Below are 15,496 nucleotides of genomic sequence, written 5' to 3'. Positions count from 1 at the left end.
GTGGTAAGGTAGAATATACACCATTCGGAAAGGGTGGATGATATGGAGCTTATGATAGATATTTTTATGGATGCAGTGATTGATACGGCGAAACTGATTCCGTTTTTGTTTCTGACTTATCTGGCAATGGAGTACCTGGAAAATAAAGCAGGGGAAAAGACTGTGAATATGTTGCTTGGAGCAGGTAAAAAGGGACCGCTGATCGGGGGAATCCTTGGTGTTGTCCCACAGTGCGGATTTTCGGCTGCTGCGGCAAGCCTTTATTCGGGCGGGGTCATAACGATTGGAACGATGATTGCGGTATTTCTGTCTACTTCGGACGAAATGCTGCCGATTCTCATTTCAGAGCGTACAAAAGCAAAAGAAATTGTCTGGATTCTTGGTGTGAAGATATTCATCGGTGTAATAGCGGGAATCCTTGTTGATATCGTGGTTAGAATGCGCACTGGCGGGACACAGAAAGGACTGCATATTCATGAAATCTGTGAACGGGATCACTGCCACTGCGAAGAGGGGAGCATCCTGAAATCCGCAGTGACACATTCTCTGCAGACGGTGCTGTTTGTTTTTTTAGTAACGCTGGCATTGAATGCACTGGTAGAAGGGATCGGAATGGAACAGGTCGTCAGAGCGGCAGCCGCACATCCGGTAAGAAGTATCCTTCTGACTGCTTTGATCGGGCTGGTTCCAAACTGTGCATCTTCGGTTATGATTACAACATTTTATCTGGAAGGGGTTCTTTCGGTGGGAAGTATGCTGGCGGGGCTGTTGTCCTGTGCCGGTGTGGGGCTCCTTGTATTGTTTCGTACAAATAAGAACTGGAAAGTGAATCTGATGACCGTAGCATCGCTATATGGAATCAGTGTGTTCTGCGGTCTTGCTGCCCAGTTGATTCTATAAAAAGAATAAAGATTTTTAGGTAAAGGGAACCAGGGATTTACCATGGTAAAAAATGGTTGCTTGTATCAGTTAAAAGCGGTAGAATACATGTAGTATTATACGAAAGAGAGGAAAAATTATGGCTAAGAAAGGATTTGTTGCGGAATTTAAAGAATTTATCAGCCGTGGTAATGTCATGGATATGGCAGTCGGTGTTATCATAGGCGGCGCCTTCCAGAGTATCGTGAGTTCATTAGTAGGAGATGTTGTGATGCCTGTCATTACCGTGATTACAGGAGGCATCAGCTTTTCATCATGGAAGCTTGCTCTGACAGAGGGAGAAGAACCGTCTTATCTTAATTATGGTAATTTTATCACTGCAGTGATCAACTTCCTGCTCATGGCATTCATTATTTTCTGCTTTGTGAAACTCATGAATACATTGAGCGCGAAAATGCTCAGAAAAGAAGCAGAAGAAGCACCGGCACCGACGACGAAGAAGTGCCCGTACTGCTGTTCAGAGATTCCGATCGAAGCAACCAGATGTGCCCATTGTACATCGGAACTTCCGGTAGAAGAAGAGAAGACAGAATAGGCTGAATCAGCATATTATAAAGAAGAGGCAGAGAGGAAATACAGAAAATGGAAAAAATAATTTTAACAGGAGACAGACCGACCGGCCGTCTTCATGTAGGACATTATGTTGGTTCTCTGAGACGAAGAGTGGAACTGCAGAATTCCGGAGAATATGACAAGATTTTTATTATGATTGCAGATGCCCAGGCATTGACAGACAATGCGGATAATCCGGAAAAAGTACGGCAGAATATCATTGAAGTGGCATTGGATTACCTGTCTTGCGGACTGGATCCGGAAAAATCTACATTATTTATCCAGTCCCAGGTTCCGGAATTAACAGAATTATCTTTCTATTATATGAATCTGGTGACGGTGTCACGTCTGCAGAGAAACCCTACTGTAAAATCCGAGATACAGATGCGGAATTTCGAAGCAAGTATTCCGGTTGGATTTTTCACGTATCCAATCAGTCAGGCTGCGGATATTACAGCATTTAAAGCGACAACCGTTCCGGTCGGAGAGGATCAGCTCCCGATGATCGAACAGTGCCGTGAAATCGTTCATAAGTTTAACACAGTTTACGGGGATACATTGGTAATGCCGAAAGCATTGATCCCGGAGAATGAAAGCTGCTGCAGACTTCCTGGAATTGACGGAAAGGCAAAAATGAGTAAATCCCTCGGCAACTGTATCTATTTATCTGATACGGAGGAAGAGGTTCAGAAGAAAATTATGAGTATGTATACCGATCCGAACCATCTGAAAGTATCTGATCCTGGGCAGGTGGAAGGAAACTGTGTGTTTACTTATCTGGATGCATTCTGTCGGGATGAGCATTTTGCCAAATATCTTCCTGACTATCAGAACCTGGATGAGCTGAAGGCACATTACCAGAGAGGCGGACTTGGGGATGTGAAGGTGAAACGGTTCCTGAATGCAATCATGCAGGAAGAACTTGCGCCGATTCGTGCAAGAAGAAAAGAACTGGAGAAGAGGATACCGGAAATTTACGAGATCCTTCGTAAAGGCAGTATCGAAGCGGAGAAAGTGGCTGCTCAGACACTGAAAGAAGTGAAAGAATCCATGAAGATCAACTATTTTGATGATATGGAACTGATTCGGGAGCAGAGTAAACGTTTCGCTTCCGAAGCTTAAAAAAGTAAGCTTACAAAGTGTAAAATGTTAAACAGATATGAAAATATGTTGCGTAATTATTAAAAGGACGCTATAATAGACTCCATAAGTGACTGATTGTGCAAAAAAAACGGTCAATCAGCCAAAGATAGGCCGAAGGAGATAATTATATGGGTAAATATTTTGGAACAGATGGCTTCCGTGGGGAAGCAAATGTGAATTTGACAGTAGAGCATGCATTCAAAGTTGGACGATATCTGGGATGGTATTACGGGCAGGAGCACAAGGCGAGAATCGTGATCGGCAAGGATACCAGACGGAGCAGCTATATGTTTGAATATGCACTGGCAGCAGGGCTTACTGCTTCCGGAGCAGATGCGTATCTTCTGCATGTAACGACAACCCCCAGCGTTTCTTATGTGACGAGAACCGAAGATTTTGACTGCGGTATTATGATTTCCGCCAGCCATAATCCATTCTATGATAACGGTATCAAAGTAATTAATGGAAAAGGACACAAACTGGAGGCAGAAGTCGAAGATAAGATTGAAGCTTATATCGATGGGGAAACAGGAGAAATTCCGCTTGCACAGAAGGAAGCGATTGGAAGAACGATTGACTATGCGGCGGGAAGAAACCGGTATATCGGACATCTGATCTCGCTGGCCACACGCTCTTTCAAGGATATGCGTATCGGACTTGACTGTTCGAACGGAAGTGCATTTGCCATTGCGAAAAGTGTTTATGATGCACTTGGAGCTAAGACTTATGTGATCAACAACGAGCCGGATGGAACGAACATCAATACAAACTGTGGCTCCACACATATCGGAGTGCTGCAGAAATTTGTGAAAGAGAAGAAACTGGATGTAGGATTTGCATTTGACGGAGATGCAGACCGCTGTATCGCGGTCGATGAGAACGGCAATGTCGTTGATGGAGACCTGATTCTGTATGTCTGTGGAAAATATTTAAAAGAGCGCGGACAGCTTAACGGAGATACGATCGTGACAACGATCATGTCAAATATCGGTCTTTATAAGGCGTGTGACAAAGTTGGAATCCGTTATGAAAAGACAAAGGTTGGCGATAAATACGTTTATGAGAATATGGTCCAGAATAATTTCATGCTGGGCGGCGAACAATCCGGTCATATTATTTTCAGCAAACATGCTACGACCGGTGACGGAATCCTGACTTCTCTTATGATTATGGAAGTGATTATGGAGACGAAGCAGTCTCTTGCAAAGCTGACGGAGGATGTGACCATTTACCCGCAGCTCCTCAAGAATGTGAGAGTATCTGACAAGAAGACGGCACGGGAGAATCCGGAAGTGGTAAAAGCAGTTGCTACGGTTTCAGAGGCACTTGGAGATGACGGACGTATTCTGGTACGCGAAAGCGGAACAGAACCGGTAATCCGTGTTATGGTGGAAGCCACCACGGATGAACTGTGTGAAAAATATGTAAATCAAGTCGTTGATGTGATGGAAAAAGAAGGCCTGATCGTCGGTTAACCCGAACAGATTTAAGGGATTGTGTGAAATGCACAGTCCCTTTTTTGTCATGCATACGCCAAAAAGAACCGATGGATCGTTTTTGGTTCATGGCGGGATCATCTTTATTACTTTACAAAAAATGCCTTCTGTGCTAACATGAATATAACAAAAAACAGCAAAAGAAAAAGTAAAGAGGGAATTTTTATGCTGATAGAGATTGATTTTAACAGTGATGAAGCGATTTATTTGCAATTGAGAAATCAGATTATTATGGGGATTGCAACGTCCACGATCCACGAAGGTGATCCGCTTCCTTCGGTTCGTACACTCGCCGAGAATATCGGGATCAACATGCATACGGTAAACAAAGCATATAATGTACTAAGACAAGAAGGATTTATTCAGCTGGACAGGAGAAAGGGTGCCGTGATCTGTATTGATGTCAATAAGATTCAGGCGCTTCAGGATATGAAGGAGCAGCTCCGGATTCTTCTGGCAAAGGGGAGCTGCAAAGGAATCACCCGGGAAGAAGTACATGAATTGGTAGATGAGATTTATGAAGAATATAAATGATGCCTGTAAAGGCTGTCATGCGGCAGTACTGCATGAGTGGTGAGACCGGATTAATAAGAGATAAGGAGAGACTTACGAGGTTATGACAGAGAATCAGTATACAAAGCAGGCGCAGGAAGCGCTGAATATGGCAAAGGAGATTGCGGAGGCGAACCGGCATCCATATATCGGGACGGAACATCTTCTTTTCGGATTGAAGAGAATCTATACAGGAGTTGCAGGTCAGGTACTTGACAAGAATAAAGTGGACGAAGAGCAGATGGAAAAAGCGATGGATCTGCTGATATCCAGTCCGGCAGGAGGAACACCTGACAGACGAAGAATCGAAAGAAGCCCCAGACTGGAATACATTTTGGAGGAAAGCAAGAATGAGGCGGCACATTTCGGATCCAGAAAGATCGGGACGGAGCATATGCTTTTGGCGATGCTCAAAGACGGTGACTGTGTGGCAACCCAAATGCTTATGACCTTGAATGTCAATATTCAAAAGGTGTTTCAGGATCTTCTGCAGGCTATGGGTGAGGATCCGAAAGAATATATGGAAAGTCAGCGTGAAGGAGAAGGTCAGGGAGGAATCCTCGAACAGTACAGCACAGATCTGACGGAGGAGGCCAGAGAAGGCAAGCTGGATCCGGTGATCGGGCGTCAGGAGGAAATCGGAAGGATCATGCAGATTTTGAGCCGCAGAACCAAGAATAATCCTTGTCTGGTCGGAGAGCCGGGTGTCGGTAAGACTGCGATCGTGGAAGGGCTTGCAATGCAGATTGCAGACGGGATCGTACCGGAGAGTATGCGGGACAAGAGGATTCTTGTGCTGGATCTTCCGGGCATGATTGCAGGATCAAAATACAGAGGTGAATTTGAGGAACGTATGAAGAAGCTGATCCGGGAAGTAAAGGCATCCGGCAATGTGATCCTGTTTCTGGACGAGCTGCATACGATCATCGGAGCAGGTGGGGCTGAAGGGGCTATCGATGCGTCCAATATTCTGAAACCCTCTCTCGCACGCGGAGAGCTGCAGCTGATCGGTGCGACGACACTGACGGAGTACCGCAAATATATTGAGAAAGATGCTGCGCTGGAGCGGCGTTTTCAGCCGGTGACGGTAGAAGAGCCGGATGAGGAAAAATGCCTTGTGATCCTGAAAGGGCTCCAGAAAAAATATGAGGCACATCATGAAGTGGAGATTGAAGAAGAAGCACTGAGGGCCGCAGTTCATTTGTCATGCCGTTATATTAATGACCGGTTTCTGCCTGATAAAGCAATTGATGTGTTGGACGAAAGCTGTTCCAAGGTGAAGCTCAGAGGCTTCAAAGTACCGGAGAATATTGCAAAATTAGAGATACTTTATAAGGATCTTGGCGCCGAGAAAGAAAATTGTATTAAAACCGGGAACATGGAAGAAGCTTCGCGCCTCCATCGGGAACAGAAGGAAACCATGAAGAAACTGGAGCAGGCAAAAGCCCGGTTTGAGAAGAGCCACGAGAATAAAAAGGTATCGGTTACAGAAGAGGATGTGGCTGAGGTGATTTCTGCCTGGACAAGAATCCCGTTGAGCAGACTGAACGAGACAGAGACGGCAAGACTTGGAAAATTGGAAAAGACACTGGAGAAGAGAGTCATCGGCCAGGAGGAAGCTGTGAAGGCTCTGGCGAAAGCTGTCAAGAGAGGAAGAGTTGGTCTGAAAGATCCGAAGAGGCCAATTGGTTCTTTCCTGTTTCTTGGGCCTACCGGAGTCGGTAAGACCGAACTTTCGAAAGCACTGGCAGAGGCACTTTTTGGAAATGAAGAGGATATGATCCGGGTTGATATGTCAGAATACATGGAGAAACACAGCGTCGCAAAAATGATTGGGGCGCCTCCGGGATATGTGGGACATGATGATGGCGGACAGCTCAGTGAAAAAGTGCGCAGAAATCCATATTCCGTAATCCTGTTTGATGAGATTGAAAAAGCACATCCGGATGTGTTCAATATCCTGCTGCAGGTGCTGGATGACGGGCATATTACAGATTCTCAGGGGAGAAAAGTGGATTTCCGCAATACAGTCATCATCATGACTTCCAATGCCGGAGCGAAAGCGATCATTGAACCGAAGAAGCTCGGCTTTACGCAGCAGGAAGATGTGGCGGGCGATTATAAGCGCATGAAGTCTAACGTTATGGATGAAGTGAAGCAGCTGTTTCGTCCGGAATTCCTGAATCGTATTGACGAGATTATTGTATTCCACCCGCTCGGTGAGAATGATATGAAGAAGATCGTGGGTCTGATGTGCAAGGAAGTGACACAGCGTGCAAAAGAACAGCTGGATATCACGCTCGTGATCCGCGATTCAGTGAAAAAGCACATCGTCGAAACCGGAACGGATAAGAAATACGGTGCAAGGCCGCTTAGAAGAGCCGTGCAGAATCAGCTGGAGGATAAACTGGCGGAGGCGATCCTGAGCGGTGAAATCAAACGGGGCGATCATGTGGAAGCCGGAATTTCTAAAAAAGAAATAAAATTTACTACAAAGGGAATAAACAACTAGAAAAAGAAAAGGGATATGGTATAATAAGATTAACTCAAAAGAGAATACCATTAGGAGGAACATGGAAATGGCATTAATCAAGGAACTTATTAAGAGCGAGACTGACGGAACACTTAGCTTTGGAGATTACAGTCTTGCGGAAAAGACGAAGAAAGATGGTTTTGAATTTCAGGGAGATTTATATAAAGTTAAGACGTTCAAAGAGATTACCAAATTAGAGAAAAACGGAATGTTTGTATACGAATCTGTGCCAGGAACTGCCGTTGAGAATTTCAAAGTCTCTGAAAATGTAGTTTCGTTCAAAGTATCCGGTGAAGGGGATGCGCAGATTACGCTGGAACTGGAAGCGGACAGCGAATATACAGTTTACATGAATGATGTAAATGTCGGAGATATGTCAACGAATTTAAGTGCAAAACTCAGTATCAGTGCAGAATTAGGGAAAGAAAGCGTTGAAGTAGAAATCGTTAAGAAATAGGACACGGATACATAGTGATTTTGAGAGAAGGGCTGTTTGATGCAGCCCTTTTCCTGTCACTGGAATTGAATCTGTCTGTGAACCGCAGCGTGAGAAAGGAAAAGCAGGAAATATGGCAAAAGGGAAGAAGACAGTTTTTTTCTGTCAGAATTGTGGACATGAAGAGTCAAAGTGGCTGGGACAGTGTCCCATGTGCAAGGAATGGAATACTTTTGTTGAAGAAAGGGTAACGATGGCGAAAACGGTTGCCGTGAAGGACAGGAAGGAACTACGCGCAGTTCCGCTTTCCCAGGTGCAAACGGAAGCAGAAGAGAGAGTAAGTACTCATATTAATGAACTGGATCGTGTGCTTGGAGGCGGGATCGTTCCCGGTTCTTTGATTCTTGTCGGAGGTGATCCGGGGATCGGCAAATCAACATTGCTTCTGCAGGTTTGCCGTGAACTGGCACGCACGGAGAAGAAGGTGCTTTATATTTCGGGAGAAGAATCACTGCGGCAGATCAAGCTGCGTGCACAGCGCATGGGAGAATTTACGGAACATCTGCTTTTGCTCTGTGAGACCAATCTGGAACTGATCCGTCAGGCAATCGAGAGAGAAAGACCGGAAACGGTCGTGATCGATTCGATTCAGACCATGTTCAGCGAAGAGGTGGGGTCTGCACCGGGCAGTGTGTCACAGGTCCGGGAGGCGACCAATGCTCTGATGCAGCTTGCAAAAGGCCTGTGTATCACGATATTTATTGTAGGGCATGTGACGAAGGAAGGTACGGTTGCGGGTCCGAGAGTATTGGAGCATATGGTGGACACAGTGCTTTATTTCGAAGGGGACCGGCATGCATCGTACCGGATCCTCAGGGGGGTGAAGAATCGTTTCGGTTCAACCAATGAGATTGGTGTATTTGAAATGCGTCAGGACGGACTGCGCGAGGTGAAAAATGCATCGGAATTTATGCTGGACGGCAGGCCGGAACATGCGTCGGGATCCGTCGTGGCATGTTCCATGGAAGGGACCAGGCCGATCCTTCTGGAAATACAGGCTCTTGTGTGCGAAAGTAATTTAGGCATACCCAGGAGGACTGCGGCTGGAACGGATTACAATCGTGTCAATTTGCTGATGGCGGTACTCGAGAAACGGATCGGTTACCGGTTGGCAAACTATGATGCATACGTGAATATTGCAGGCGGAATTAAGATCAATGAGCCGGCGGTCGATCTGGGAATTGTGATGGCAATCGTATCCAGCTATAAAAACAGACCACTGGATGAGAGAACGATTGTATTCGGAGAGGTTGGACTGAGCGGAGAAGTACGGGCAGTCAGTATGCCGGAACAGCGCGTGCAGGAGGCAAAAAAGCTTGGATTTGAGACCTGTATCATGCCGGCTGTCTCTTATGACAGTGTGAAGAACATCGAAGGCATACAGATCATTGGTGTAAAAAATATCAATGAGGCGATCCGGCTTTTCTGATATAAACGAAGATTTATAATAAAATAAATCAATTGACATTTGGAAAATATCGGAATATACTGTAGTAAATTAAAACACTAAACCGATGAACAAGAGGAGTAGGTAAAGATATTTGTTCCCAGAGAGCTGCCGGATGGTGGAAAGGCAGCGGCAAGAGTTTTTACTGAATGGACTTGTGAGGGCAGCTTGAAAGCAAATTTTGAGAATATCATATATTTGCGAGTAGACGCTGACGGGATTCTAGCCCGTTATCAAATAGATATGTATGTTAGTACATAACAGAGTGGTCAGTATATTGACAAATTGGGTGGTACCGCAGAAGATTTAAGCTTTTGTCCCTTTAAGAGGGGACAGGAGCTTTTTTTTGTGCCATGCTTATGAAAAAAAGGTCCACAAAACAAATACTTTTTGAATTAGGAGGAGCGTACATGTATCCAGATTGTAATGAAATCCTGAAACTTGCATCAGATTATGACATCATTCCGGTATGCCGTGAAATCTACGCAGATGTTGTTACGCCGATCACCTTGCTTCGGAAAATTGCGGCTGTGAGTAAACGGCATTATCTGCTGGAAAGTATTGAAGGCGGGGAAAAATGGGGCAGGTATTCGTTCCTGGGATATGATCCTCTGATGCGCGTGTACTGCAGTGACGGTAAAGTCGTGATCGAGCAGGATCGAATTTACCTGCAACGTCTCAAAAGAAGAGTATTGCCGACTGGTTGAACGGACCAAGAAATACATCGTGGACGGCGACATTTTCCAGGCGGTTATATCCAGACAGTTTACCAGTCCGTATGAAGGAAGCCTGATCAATCCATACCGGTTTCTGAGGACGACAAATCCATCCCCTTATATGGTGTATATGCATATTGACGGAGAAGAGATCATGAGTACGTCGCCGGAAACACTGGTTCGTCTCCAGAATGGCAGAGTGACGACATTTCCTGTGGCTGGTTCCAGACCAAGAGGAAAAACGGAGGAAGAAGATAAAGAACTGGAAAAAGACCTACTGGCAGATGAGAAGGAATTGTCAGAGCACAATATGCTGGTGGACCTGGGCCGAAATGATTTGGGACGAATCGCGAAATTCAATTCTGTTGAAGTGACAGAGTATATGATGATCCACAGATATTCCAAGATCATGCACATCTGTTCACAGGTGGAAGCAGATATCAAAGACGAATGTGACGGACTGTCTGCGATTGAGTCGGTTCTTCCGGTAGGGACGCTTTCCGGTGCGCCGAAGATCCGTGCCTGTGAGATCATTGAAGAGATGGAGAGTGAGGAAAGAGGAATCTACGGCGGAGCGTTGGGATACCTTGATTTTACAGGGAATATGGATACCTGTATCGCGATCCGTATGGCAGTGAAAAAAGACGGAAAGGTATATGTACAGGCGGGAGGAGGAATTGTAGCCGACAGTGTTCCGGAAAAAGAATATGAGGAATCGGCAAATAAAGCGGCCGCAGTTATGAACGCAATCAAATGCGCAGGGGAGGTGTTGGAATCATGATACTTTTGATCGATAATTATGACAGTTTTTCTTATAATCTGGTTCAGCATAGTAAAATATGAAAATAAGACCGCAGGAGGTAAATGAAATGATCAGAGAAGCAATCGCAAAATTAAGCAAAAAGGAAAATCTTACTTATGAAGAAGCAAAAGGTGTCATGGAGGAAATGATGGATGGAACCGCTACACAGGCGCAAATGGGTGGGTTCCTGATGGCACTCAGTATGCAGGGAGAGACAATCGAAGAAATTACGGCGTTTGCCAATGTAATGCGTGATAAAGGTATTAAGATCCAGCCGGAGAGAGAGGTTATTGATATCGTGGGGACCGGTGGCGATCAGGTGGGAACATTTAATATTTCCACAACTTCTGCATTTATCGTGGCGGCAGGTGGTGTGCCGGTAGCTAAGCATGGTAACCGGAGTGTTTCAAGCAGGAGCGGGGCAGCAGATGTTCTGGAAAAACTGGGAATACAGGTTGCACTTTCCGCACAGCAGAATGAGGAAGTATTGAACAAAACGGGAATCTGCTTCATGTTTGCACCTGTTTACCATTCTTCCATGAAATATGCGGCGACGGTCAGAAAAGAACTGGGAGTCCGCACCGTGTTCAACATCCTCGGACCTCTTTCCAATCCTGCCGGAGCAACGATGCAGCTTCTTGGTGTTTATGATAAAAAACTGGCTGAACCGCTGGCTCAGGTTCTGGCTAATCTTGGGGTGACCCGCGGTGTGGCAGTGTGCGGTGAGGATGGTCTGGATGAAATCACACTGACCGGTGAGACCGATGTTTATGAAATCCGGTTTGGGAAAATCACTTCCTATACGATCAGTCCCGAGCAGTTTGGATTAACCAGATGCCCGCTGGAAGAACTGATTGGCGGAACTCCGGAAGAAAATGCACAAATTACGATGGATATTTTAACTGGCAAAGAAATCGGTGCAAAACGTGATGTGGTACTGATGAACGCCGGAATGAGCTTATACCTTGGAATCGATGGAATTACGCTGGCTGACGGAATTGAAATGGCAAGAGATTTGATCACGAGCGGAAAAGCACTTGCCAAATACGAAGAATTCCGTGATGCTACCCAGGCAGCAGCAAAGGAATAGGGGAAAACAGGATGATATTGGATAAAATAGCAGCATATACACGGCTTCGAATAGAAGAGGCAAAGAAAGAGCTTTCGCCGGACGAGATAAGAAGACTTGCACTTTCATGCAAAACGGACACCGGATTTCCATTTGAAAAAGTGTTGAAAGAACCCGGGATCCACTATATCTGTGAAGTGAAAAAAGCATCTCCGTCCAAGGGAGTGATTGCAGAGGATTTCCCTTATCTGAAGATTGCAGAAGAATACGAAAAGGCAGGTGCGTCGGCAATCTCCTGCCTTACGGAACCAAAGTATTTCATGGGAAAGAATGTATATTTGAAAGAAATTACCGGTAAAGTGAAGATCCCGGTTCTGAGAAAAGATTTTACAGTGGATGAATATATGATATATGAAGCAAAATTGCTCGGCGCAAGTGCGGTACTTTTGATCTGTGCCATACTGGATACAGAAACTGTACGGGATTATATTCATATCTGCGATGAACTTGGATTATCTGCACTGGTTGAGGTTCATGACGAGAAGGAAATGCGGTCCGCAATCGAAGCCGGGGCGAGAATCATCGGAGTAAACAACCGGAATCTGAAAGACTTTACCGTAGATATCGGAAACAGTGTCCGCCTCAGAAAATTAGCTCCGCCGGATGTATTGTTTGTGGCGGAAAGTGGAATTCAAAATGCAGAGAATATCAGGAATCTCAAAGAAGCCGGTGTGAATGGAGTGCTGATCGGTGAGACACTGATGCGAAGTCGGGATAAAAAAGCAATGCTCGTGGAACTGAACGGAGGCCTTCTTCGCGGGAGGGATTCCGAATGGTAAAAGTAAAGATATGTGGTTTGAGACGAGCAGAAGACATTGCGATGGTAAATGAATTTCACCCCGATTTTGTCGGATTTGTTTTTGCAGACAGCAAACGGAAAGTTGACAGTAAAACAGCAAAGTTGCTTCGAAAAGAATTGCGAAGAGATATTCCGGCAGTCGGAGTGTTTGTAAATGAGGATGTGGAGATCATTCGCAGTCTGTGCAGACAGGAAATCATACAAATGGTTCAGCTCCATGGCGATGAAGACGAAGAATATATGAAAGAACTGAAGAATCAGCTTCCCGAAATTCCGGTGATCAAGGCTGTCAGGGTGAGGTCGAAAGAACAGATACTTGAGACAGAAAAAACAGAGTGTGATTACCTTCTGCTGGATACTTATGTAAAAGATATGTACGGTGGAAGTGGGAAGACATTTGACAAGGGTATGATCCCAGATTTGAAGAAACCATATTTCCTTGCCGGCGGGCTGGATGCGTCGAATGTAATAGACAACATACGGGTATGTCATCCGTATGCGGTGGATGTTAGCAGTGCAGTGGAAATAGATGGATGGAAGGATGCCGGAAAGATAAAAGAATTTTTGGAAAGGATTAGAGAACATGAGTAAAGGAAGATTTGGAGTATATGGAGGCCAGTACGTTCCGGAGACGCTGATGAATGCGGTGAATGAGTTGGAAGAGGCCTATGAGAAATATAAAAATGATCCGGAATTTAACCGGGAGCTGGATGAACTGCTGAAAAATTATGCAGGACGTCCGTCGCTTCTATATGAAGCAAAAAAAATGACAGAAGATCTGGGTGGAGCGAAAATCTATTTAAAACGGGAGGATTTGAACCATACAGGCGCACATAAGATCAACAATGTCCTGGGACAGGTCCTTCTGGCAAAAAAGATGGGAAAGACACGGGTGATTGCAGAGACAGGAGCCGGGCAGCACGGCGTTGCGACAGCGACAGCAGCAGCCCTTATGGATATGGAATGTGAGATTTTCATGGGAAAAGAAGATACCGACCGTCAGGCGTTAAATGTGTATCGCATGGAACTCCTGGGGGCCAAAGTACATCCGGTTACAACGGGAACTATGACGCTCAAGGATGCAGTAAACGAGACGATGCGTGAATGGGCAAGCCGGATGGATGACACACTTTATGTGCTGGGGTCTGTCATGGGTCCACATCCCTTCCCAACAATCGTGCGGGATTTCCAAAAGGTTATCGGAAAAGAAATCAAAGAACAGATCATGGAAAAGGAAGGAAGACTGCCGGATGCGGTGATCGCATGTGTCGGCGGTGGCAGCAATGCAATCGGTGCATTTTATGAATTTATTCCGGATAAAGAGGTACAGCTGATTGGATGTGAGGCTGCAGGTCTGGGAATTGATACCGAAAAACATGCGGCAACAATTGCGAAAGGAACGAAAGGAATTTTCCATGGTATGAAATCTCTCTTCTGCCAGAATAAAGATGGGCAGATCGCTCCGGTATATTCCATTTCGGCAGGTCTGGATTATCCGGGAATCGGACCGGAACATGCGATGCTGGCTGAAGAAGGACGCGCCAAGTACGTTCCGATCACCGATGAAGAGGCTGTTAATGCATTTGAATATCTGTCACGTACAGAAGGAATCATACCGGCTGTTGAAAGTGCACATGCGGTGGCGTATGCTATGAAGCTGGCACCAACCATGTCAAAAGACAAAATTATCGTAATCAATATTTCCGGCCGCGGAGACAAAGATGTGGCTGCAATTGCAAGATACAGAGGAGTTGAAATCTATGAGTAAGATTCAGGAAGCATTTAAAAATAAAAAAGCATTTATCCCATTTATCACAGGAGGAGATCCTGCACTGGATGTAACAAAAAAACTCTTGCTTGCCATGCAGGAGGCAGGAGCTGATCTGATTGAAGTGGGAATTCCATTCTCAGACCCGATCGCGGAGGGACCTGTCATTCAGGAGGCAGATGAACGTGCGCTGAAAGGCGGATGTACAACGGACAAGCTTTTTGACGCGATGAAAGAAATAAAAGATGAAATGTATGTGCCGCGTGTGTTTATGACTTATGTAAATGCAATTTACAGTTACGGGAAGAGGCATTTTATGGAACGTTGCGTTGAATGTGGAATGGTCGGCGTAATCGTACCGGATATGCCATATGAAGAAAAAGGAGAATTGGAAGATGTCTGCCGTGAATACGGAATCGAATTAATCTCTCTGATCGCGCCAACATCGGACAAAAGAATCCAGATGATCGCCAGGGAGGCGGAAGGATTCCTTTATTGTGTATCATCGCTTGGGGTAACCGGAGTGCGCAGTGAAATCAAGACCGATATTGGAGCAATGATCAGAAAAGTGAAAGAAGTGTCCGATATTCCATGTGCAGTCGGATTTGGAATTGCGACTCCGGATCAGGCAAAAGATATGGCAGCTGTGGCTGACGGAGTGATTGTAGGATCGGCGATTGTCAAAATAGTGGCAAAGTATGGAGAAGAATGCGTACCATATGTAAGTGACTATGTGAAAAGCATGAAAGAAGCGATATAACAATGAAATTGTTTGAATTGTCTGAAATAAATAAAAAACAAAAACATTATTGACAATTTCAAAATGAAGTGGTAAGATATGACTCGTTGATTGGTCAGTACTCAGAAATGAGACGGCGGGCAACGGGTCATAACTTATTTTAGAAGGGCTGAGACAGAGGCCAGGGGCGGTATGCAGAAGTCTGGTGAAAAAAAGTTGTTGACAAACGTCGAAAGATGTGATAATCTAATATAGCTGTCGCGAGACAGAGAAGAAAGAACATTGATAACTAAACAATAGACAACAACCCTGAAAATTCTTTAAGAGATTTTTCAAGAACGGTTGAATCGACAGATTTAACAAACCTAAAAACAGTAAGAAGGAA

At 45.1% G+C, this 15,496-nt stretch carries 13 protein-coding genes, 1 pseudogene and 1 other annotated feature; all 14 genes and pseudogenes read left to right on the top strand.

Annotation, left to right across the window (positions count from 1 at the left end):
- Positions 1–42 precede the first annotated feature (42 nt).
- The 14 genes and pseudogenes from ACTNB3_RS13365 (at position 43) to trpA (ending at position 15,132) form a co-directional block, all read left to right on the top strand.
- Entirely contained in the window at positions 43–900 is an 858-nt protein-coding gene (locus ACTNB3_RS13365; protein WP_427807016.1) for a putative manganese transporter, read from the top strand.
- Between the two features lie 118 nt (positions 901–1,018).
- Positions 1,019–1,474, top strand: a complete 456-nt coding sequence (gene mscL / locus ACTNB3_RS13360; protein ID WP_427807017.1) for a large conductance mechanosensitive channel protein MscL — start codon at positions 1,019–1,021, stop codon at positions 1,472–1,474.
- 47 nt (positions 1,475–1,521) lie between these two features.
- The gene (trpS, locus tag ACTNB3_RS13355) at positions 1,522–2,613 is read left to right on the top strand and encodes a tryptophan--tRNA ligase (protein ID WP_427807018.1); all 1,092 of its coding nucleotides are present in this window, start codon (positions 1,522–1,524) and stop codon (positions 2,611–2,613) included.
- Positions 2,614–2,762: 149 nt separating this feature from the next.
- The gene (gene glmM / locus ACTNB3_RS13350; RefSeq protein WP_441026281.1) at positions 2,763–4,109 is read left to right on the top strand and encodes a phosphoglucosamine mutase; all 1,347 of its coding nucleotides are present in this window, start codon (positions 2,763–2,765) and stop codon (positions 4,107–4,109) included.
- A 186-nt stretch (positions 4,110–4,295) separates the two neighbouring features.
- Positions 4,296–4,664: a GntR family transcriptional regulator gene (locus ACTNB3_RS13345; RefSeq protein WP_427807020.1), complete on the top strand. Its 369-nt coding sequence runs from the start codon at positions 4,296–4,298 to the stop codon at positions 4,662–4,664.
- An 82-nt stretch (positions 4,665–4,746) separates the two neighbouring features.
- The gene (locus tag ACTNB3_RS13340; protein WP_441026279.1) at positions 4,747–7,194 is read left to right on the top strand and encodes an ATP-dependent Clp protease ATP-binding subunit; all 2,448 of its coding nucleotides are present in this window, start codon (positions 4,747–4,749) and stop codon (positions 7,192–7,194) included.
- Positions 7,195–7,261: 67 nt separating this feature from the next.
- A complete protein-coding gene (locus tag ACTNB3_RS13335) occupies positions 7,262–7,672 on the top strand; it encodes an endosialidase (RefSeq protein WP_427807022.1) in 411 nt (136 codons plus the stop codon).
- 112 nt (positions 7,673–7,784) lie between these two features.
- The gene (gene radA, locus ACTNB3_RS13330) at positions 7,785–9,140 is read left to right on the top strand and encodes a DNA repair protein RadA (protein ID WP_427807024.1); all 1,356 of its coding nucleotides are present in this window, start codon (positions 7,785–7,787) and stop codon (positions 9,138–9,140) included.
- 76 nt (positions 9,141–9,216) lie between these two features.
- Positions 9,217–9,483, top strand: a binding site (T-box leader).
- Between the two features lie 85 nt (positions 9,484–9,568).
- A pseudogene (locus tag ACTNB3_RS13325) lies at positions 9,569–10,655 on the top strand (anthranilate synthase component I family protein).
- Between the two features lie 88 nt (positions 10,656–10,743).
- The gene (trpD, locus tag ACTNB3_RS13320) at positions 10,744–11,766 is read left to right on the top strand and encodes an anthranilate phosphoribosyltransferase (RefSeq protein ID WP_441026276.1); all 1,023 of its coding nucleotides are present in this window, start codon (positions 10,744–10,746) and stop codon (positions 11,764–11,766) included.
- 11 nt (positions 11,767–11,777) lie between these two features.
- Positions 11,778–12,584 carry an indole-3-glycerol phosphate synthase TrpC gene (gene trpC / locus ACTNB3_RS13315; protein ID WP_427819675.1) on the top strand — a complete coding sequence of 269 codons (807 nt, stop codon included), beginning with the start codon at positions 11,778–11,780 and terminating at the stop codon, positions 12,582–12,584.
- Entirely contained in the window at positions 12,578–13,195 is a 618-nt protein-coding gene (locus tag ACTNB3_RS13310) for a phosphoribosylanthranilate isomerase (protein WP_427819676.1), read from the top strand. Before trpC ends, ACTNB3_RS13310 begins: the two co-directional genes overlap by 7 nt.
- A complete protein-coding gene (gene trpB / locus ACTNB3_RS13305) occupies positions 13,188–14,372 on the top strand; it encodes a tryptophan synthase subunit beta (RefSeq protein ID WP_441026274.1) in 1,185 nt (394 codons plus the stop codon). Before ACTNB3_RS13310 ends, trpB begins: the two co-directional genes overlap by 8 nt.
- Entirely contained in the window at positions 14,365–15,132 is a 768-nt protein-coding gene (trpA, locus tag ACTNB3_RS13300; protein ID WP_427807028.1) for a tryptophan synthase subunit alpha, read from the top strand. The genes trpB and trpA overlap by 8 nt, the downstream gene beginning before the upstream one ends.
- Positions 15,133–15,496: the final 364 nt, after the last annotated feature.

The organism is Bariatricus sp. HCP28S3_D3, assembly GCF_052065755.1.
GTDB lineage: Bacteria > Bacillota > Clostridia > Lachnospirales > Lachnospiraceae > Allocoprococcus.
This window is presented reverse-complemented; position numbering and strand designations above follow the sequence as displayed.

Coding starts and splice junctions, on each gene's coding strand:
- ACTNB3_RS13365 (WP_427807016.1), top strand. CDS start 43: ATGGAGCTTATGATAGATATTTTTATGGATGCAGTGATTGATACGGCG.
- mscL (WP_427807017.1), top strand. CDS start 1,019: ATGGCTAAGAAAGGATTTGTTGCGGAATTTAAAGAATTTATCAGCCGT.
- trpS (WP_427807018.1), top strand. CDS start 1,522: ATGGAAAAAATAATTTTAACAGGAGACAGACCGACCGGCCGTCTTCAT.
- glmM (WP_441026281.1), top strand. CDS start 2,763: ATGGGTAAATATTTTGGAACAGATGGCTTCCGTGGGGAAGCAAATGTG.
- ACTNB3_RS13345 (WP_427807020.1), top strand. CDS start 4,296: ATGCTGATAGAGATTGATTTTAACAGTGATGAAGCGATTTATTTGCAA.
- ACTNB3_RS13340 (WP_441026279.1), top strand. CDS start 4,747: ATGACAGAGAATCAGTATACAAAGCAGGCGCAGGAAGCGCTGAATATG.
- ACTNB3_RS13335 (WP_427807022.1), top strand. CDS start 7,262: ATGGCATTAATCAAGGAACTTATTAAGAGCGAGACTGACGGAACACTT.
- radA (WP_427807024.1), top strand. CDS start 7,785: ATGGCAAAAGGGAAGAAGACAGTTTTTTTCTGTCAGAATTGTGGACAT.
- trpD (WP_441026276.1), top strand. CDS start 10,744: ATGATCAGAGAAGCAATCGCAAAATTAAGCAAAAAGGAAAATCTTACT.
- trpC (WP_427819675.1), top strand. CDS start 11,778: ATGATATTGGATAAAATAGCAGCATATACACGGCTTCGAATAGAAGAG.
- ACTNB3_RS13310 (WP_427819676.1), top strand. CDS start 12,578: ATGGTAAAAGTAAAGATATGTGGTTTGAGACGAGCAGAAGACATTGCG.
- trpB (WP_441026274.1), top strand. CDS start 13,188: ATGAGTAAAGGAAGATTTGGAGTATATGGAGGCCAGTACGTTCCGGAG.
- trpA (WP_427807028.1), top strand. CDS start 14,365: ATGAGTAAGATTCAGGAAGCATTTAAAAATAAAAAAGCATTTATCCCA.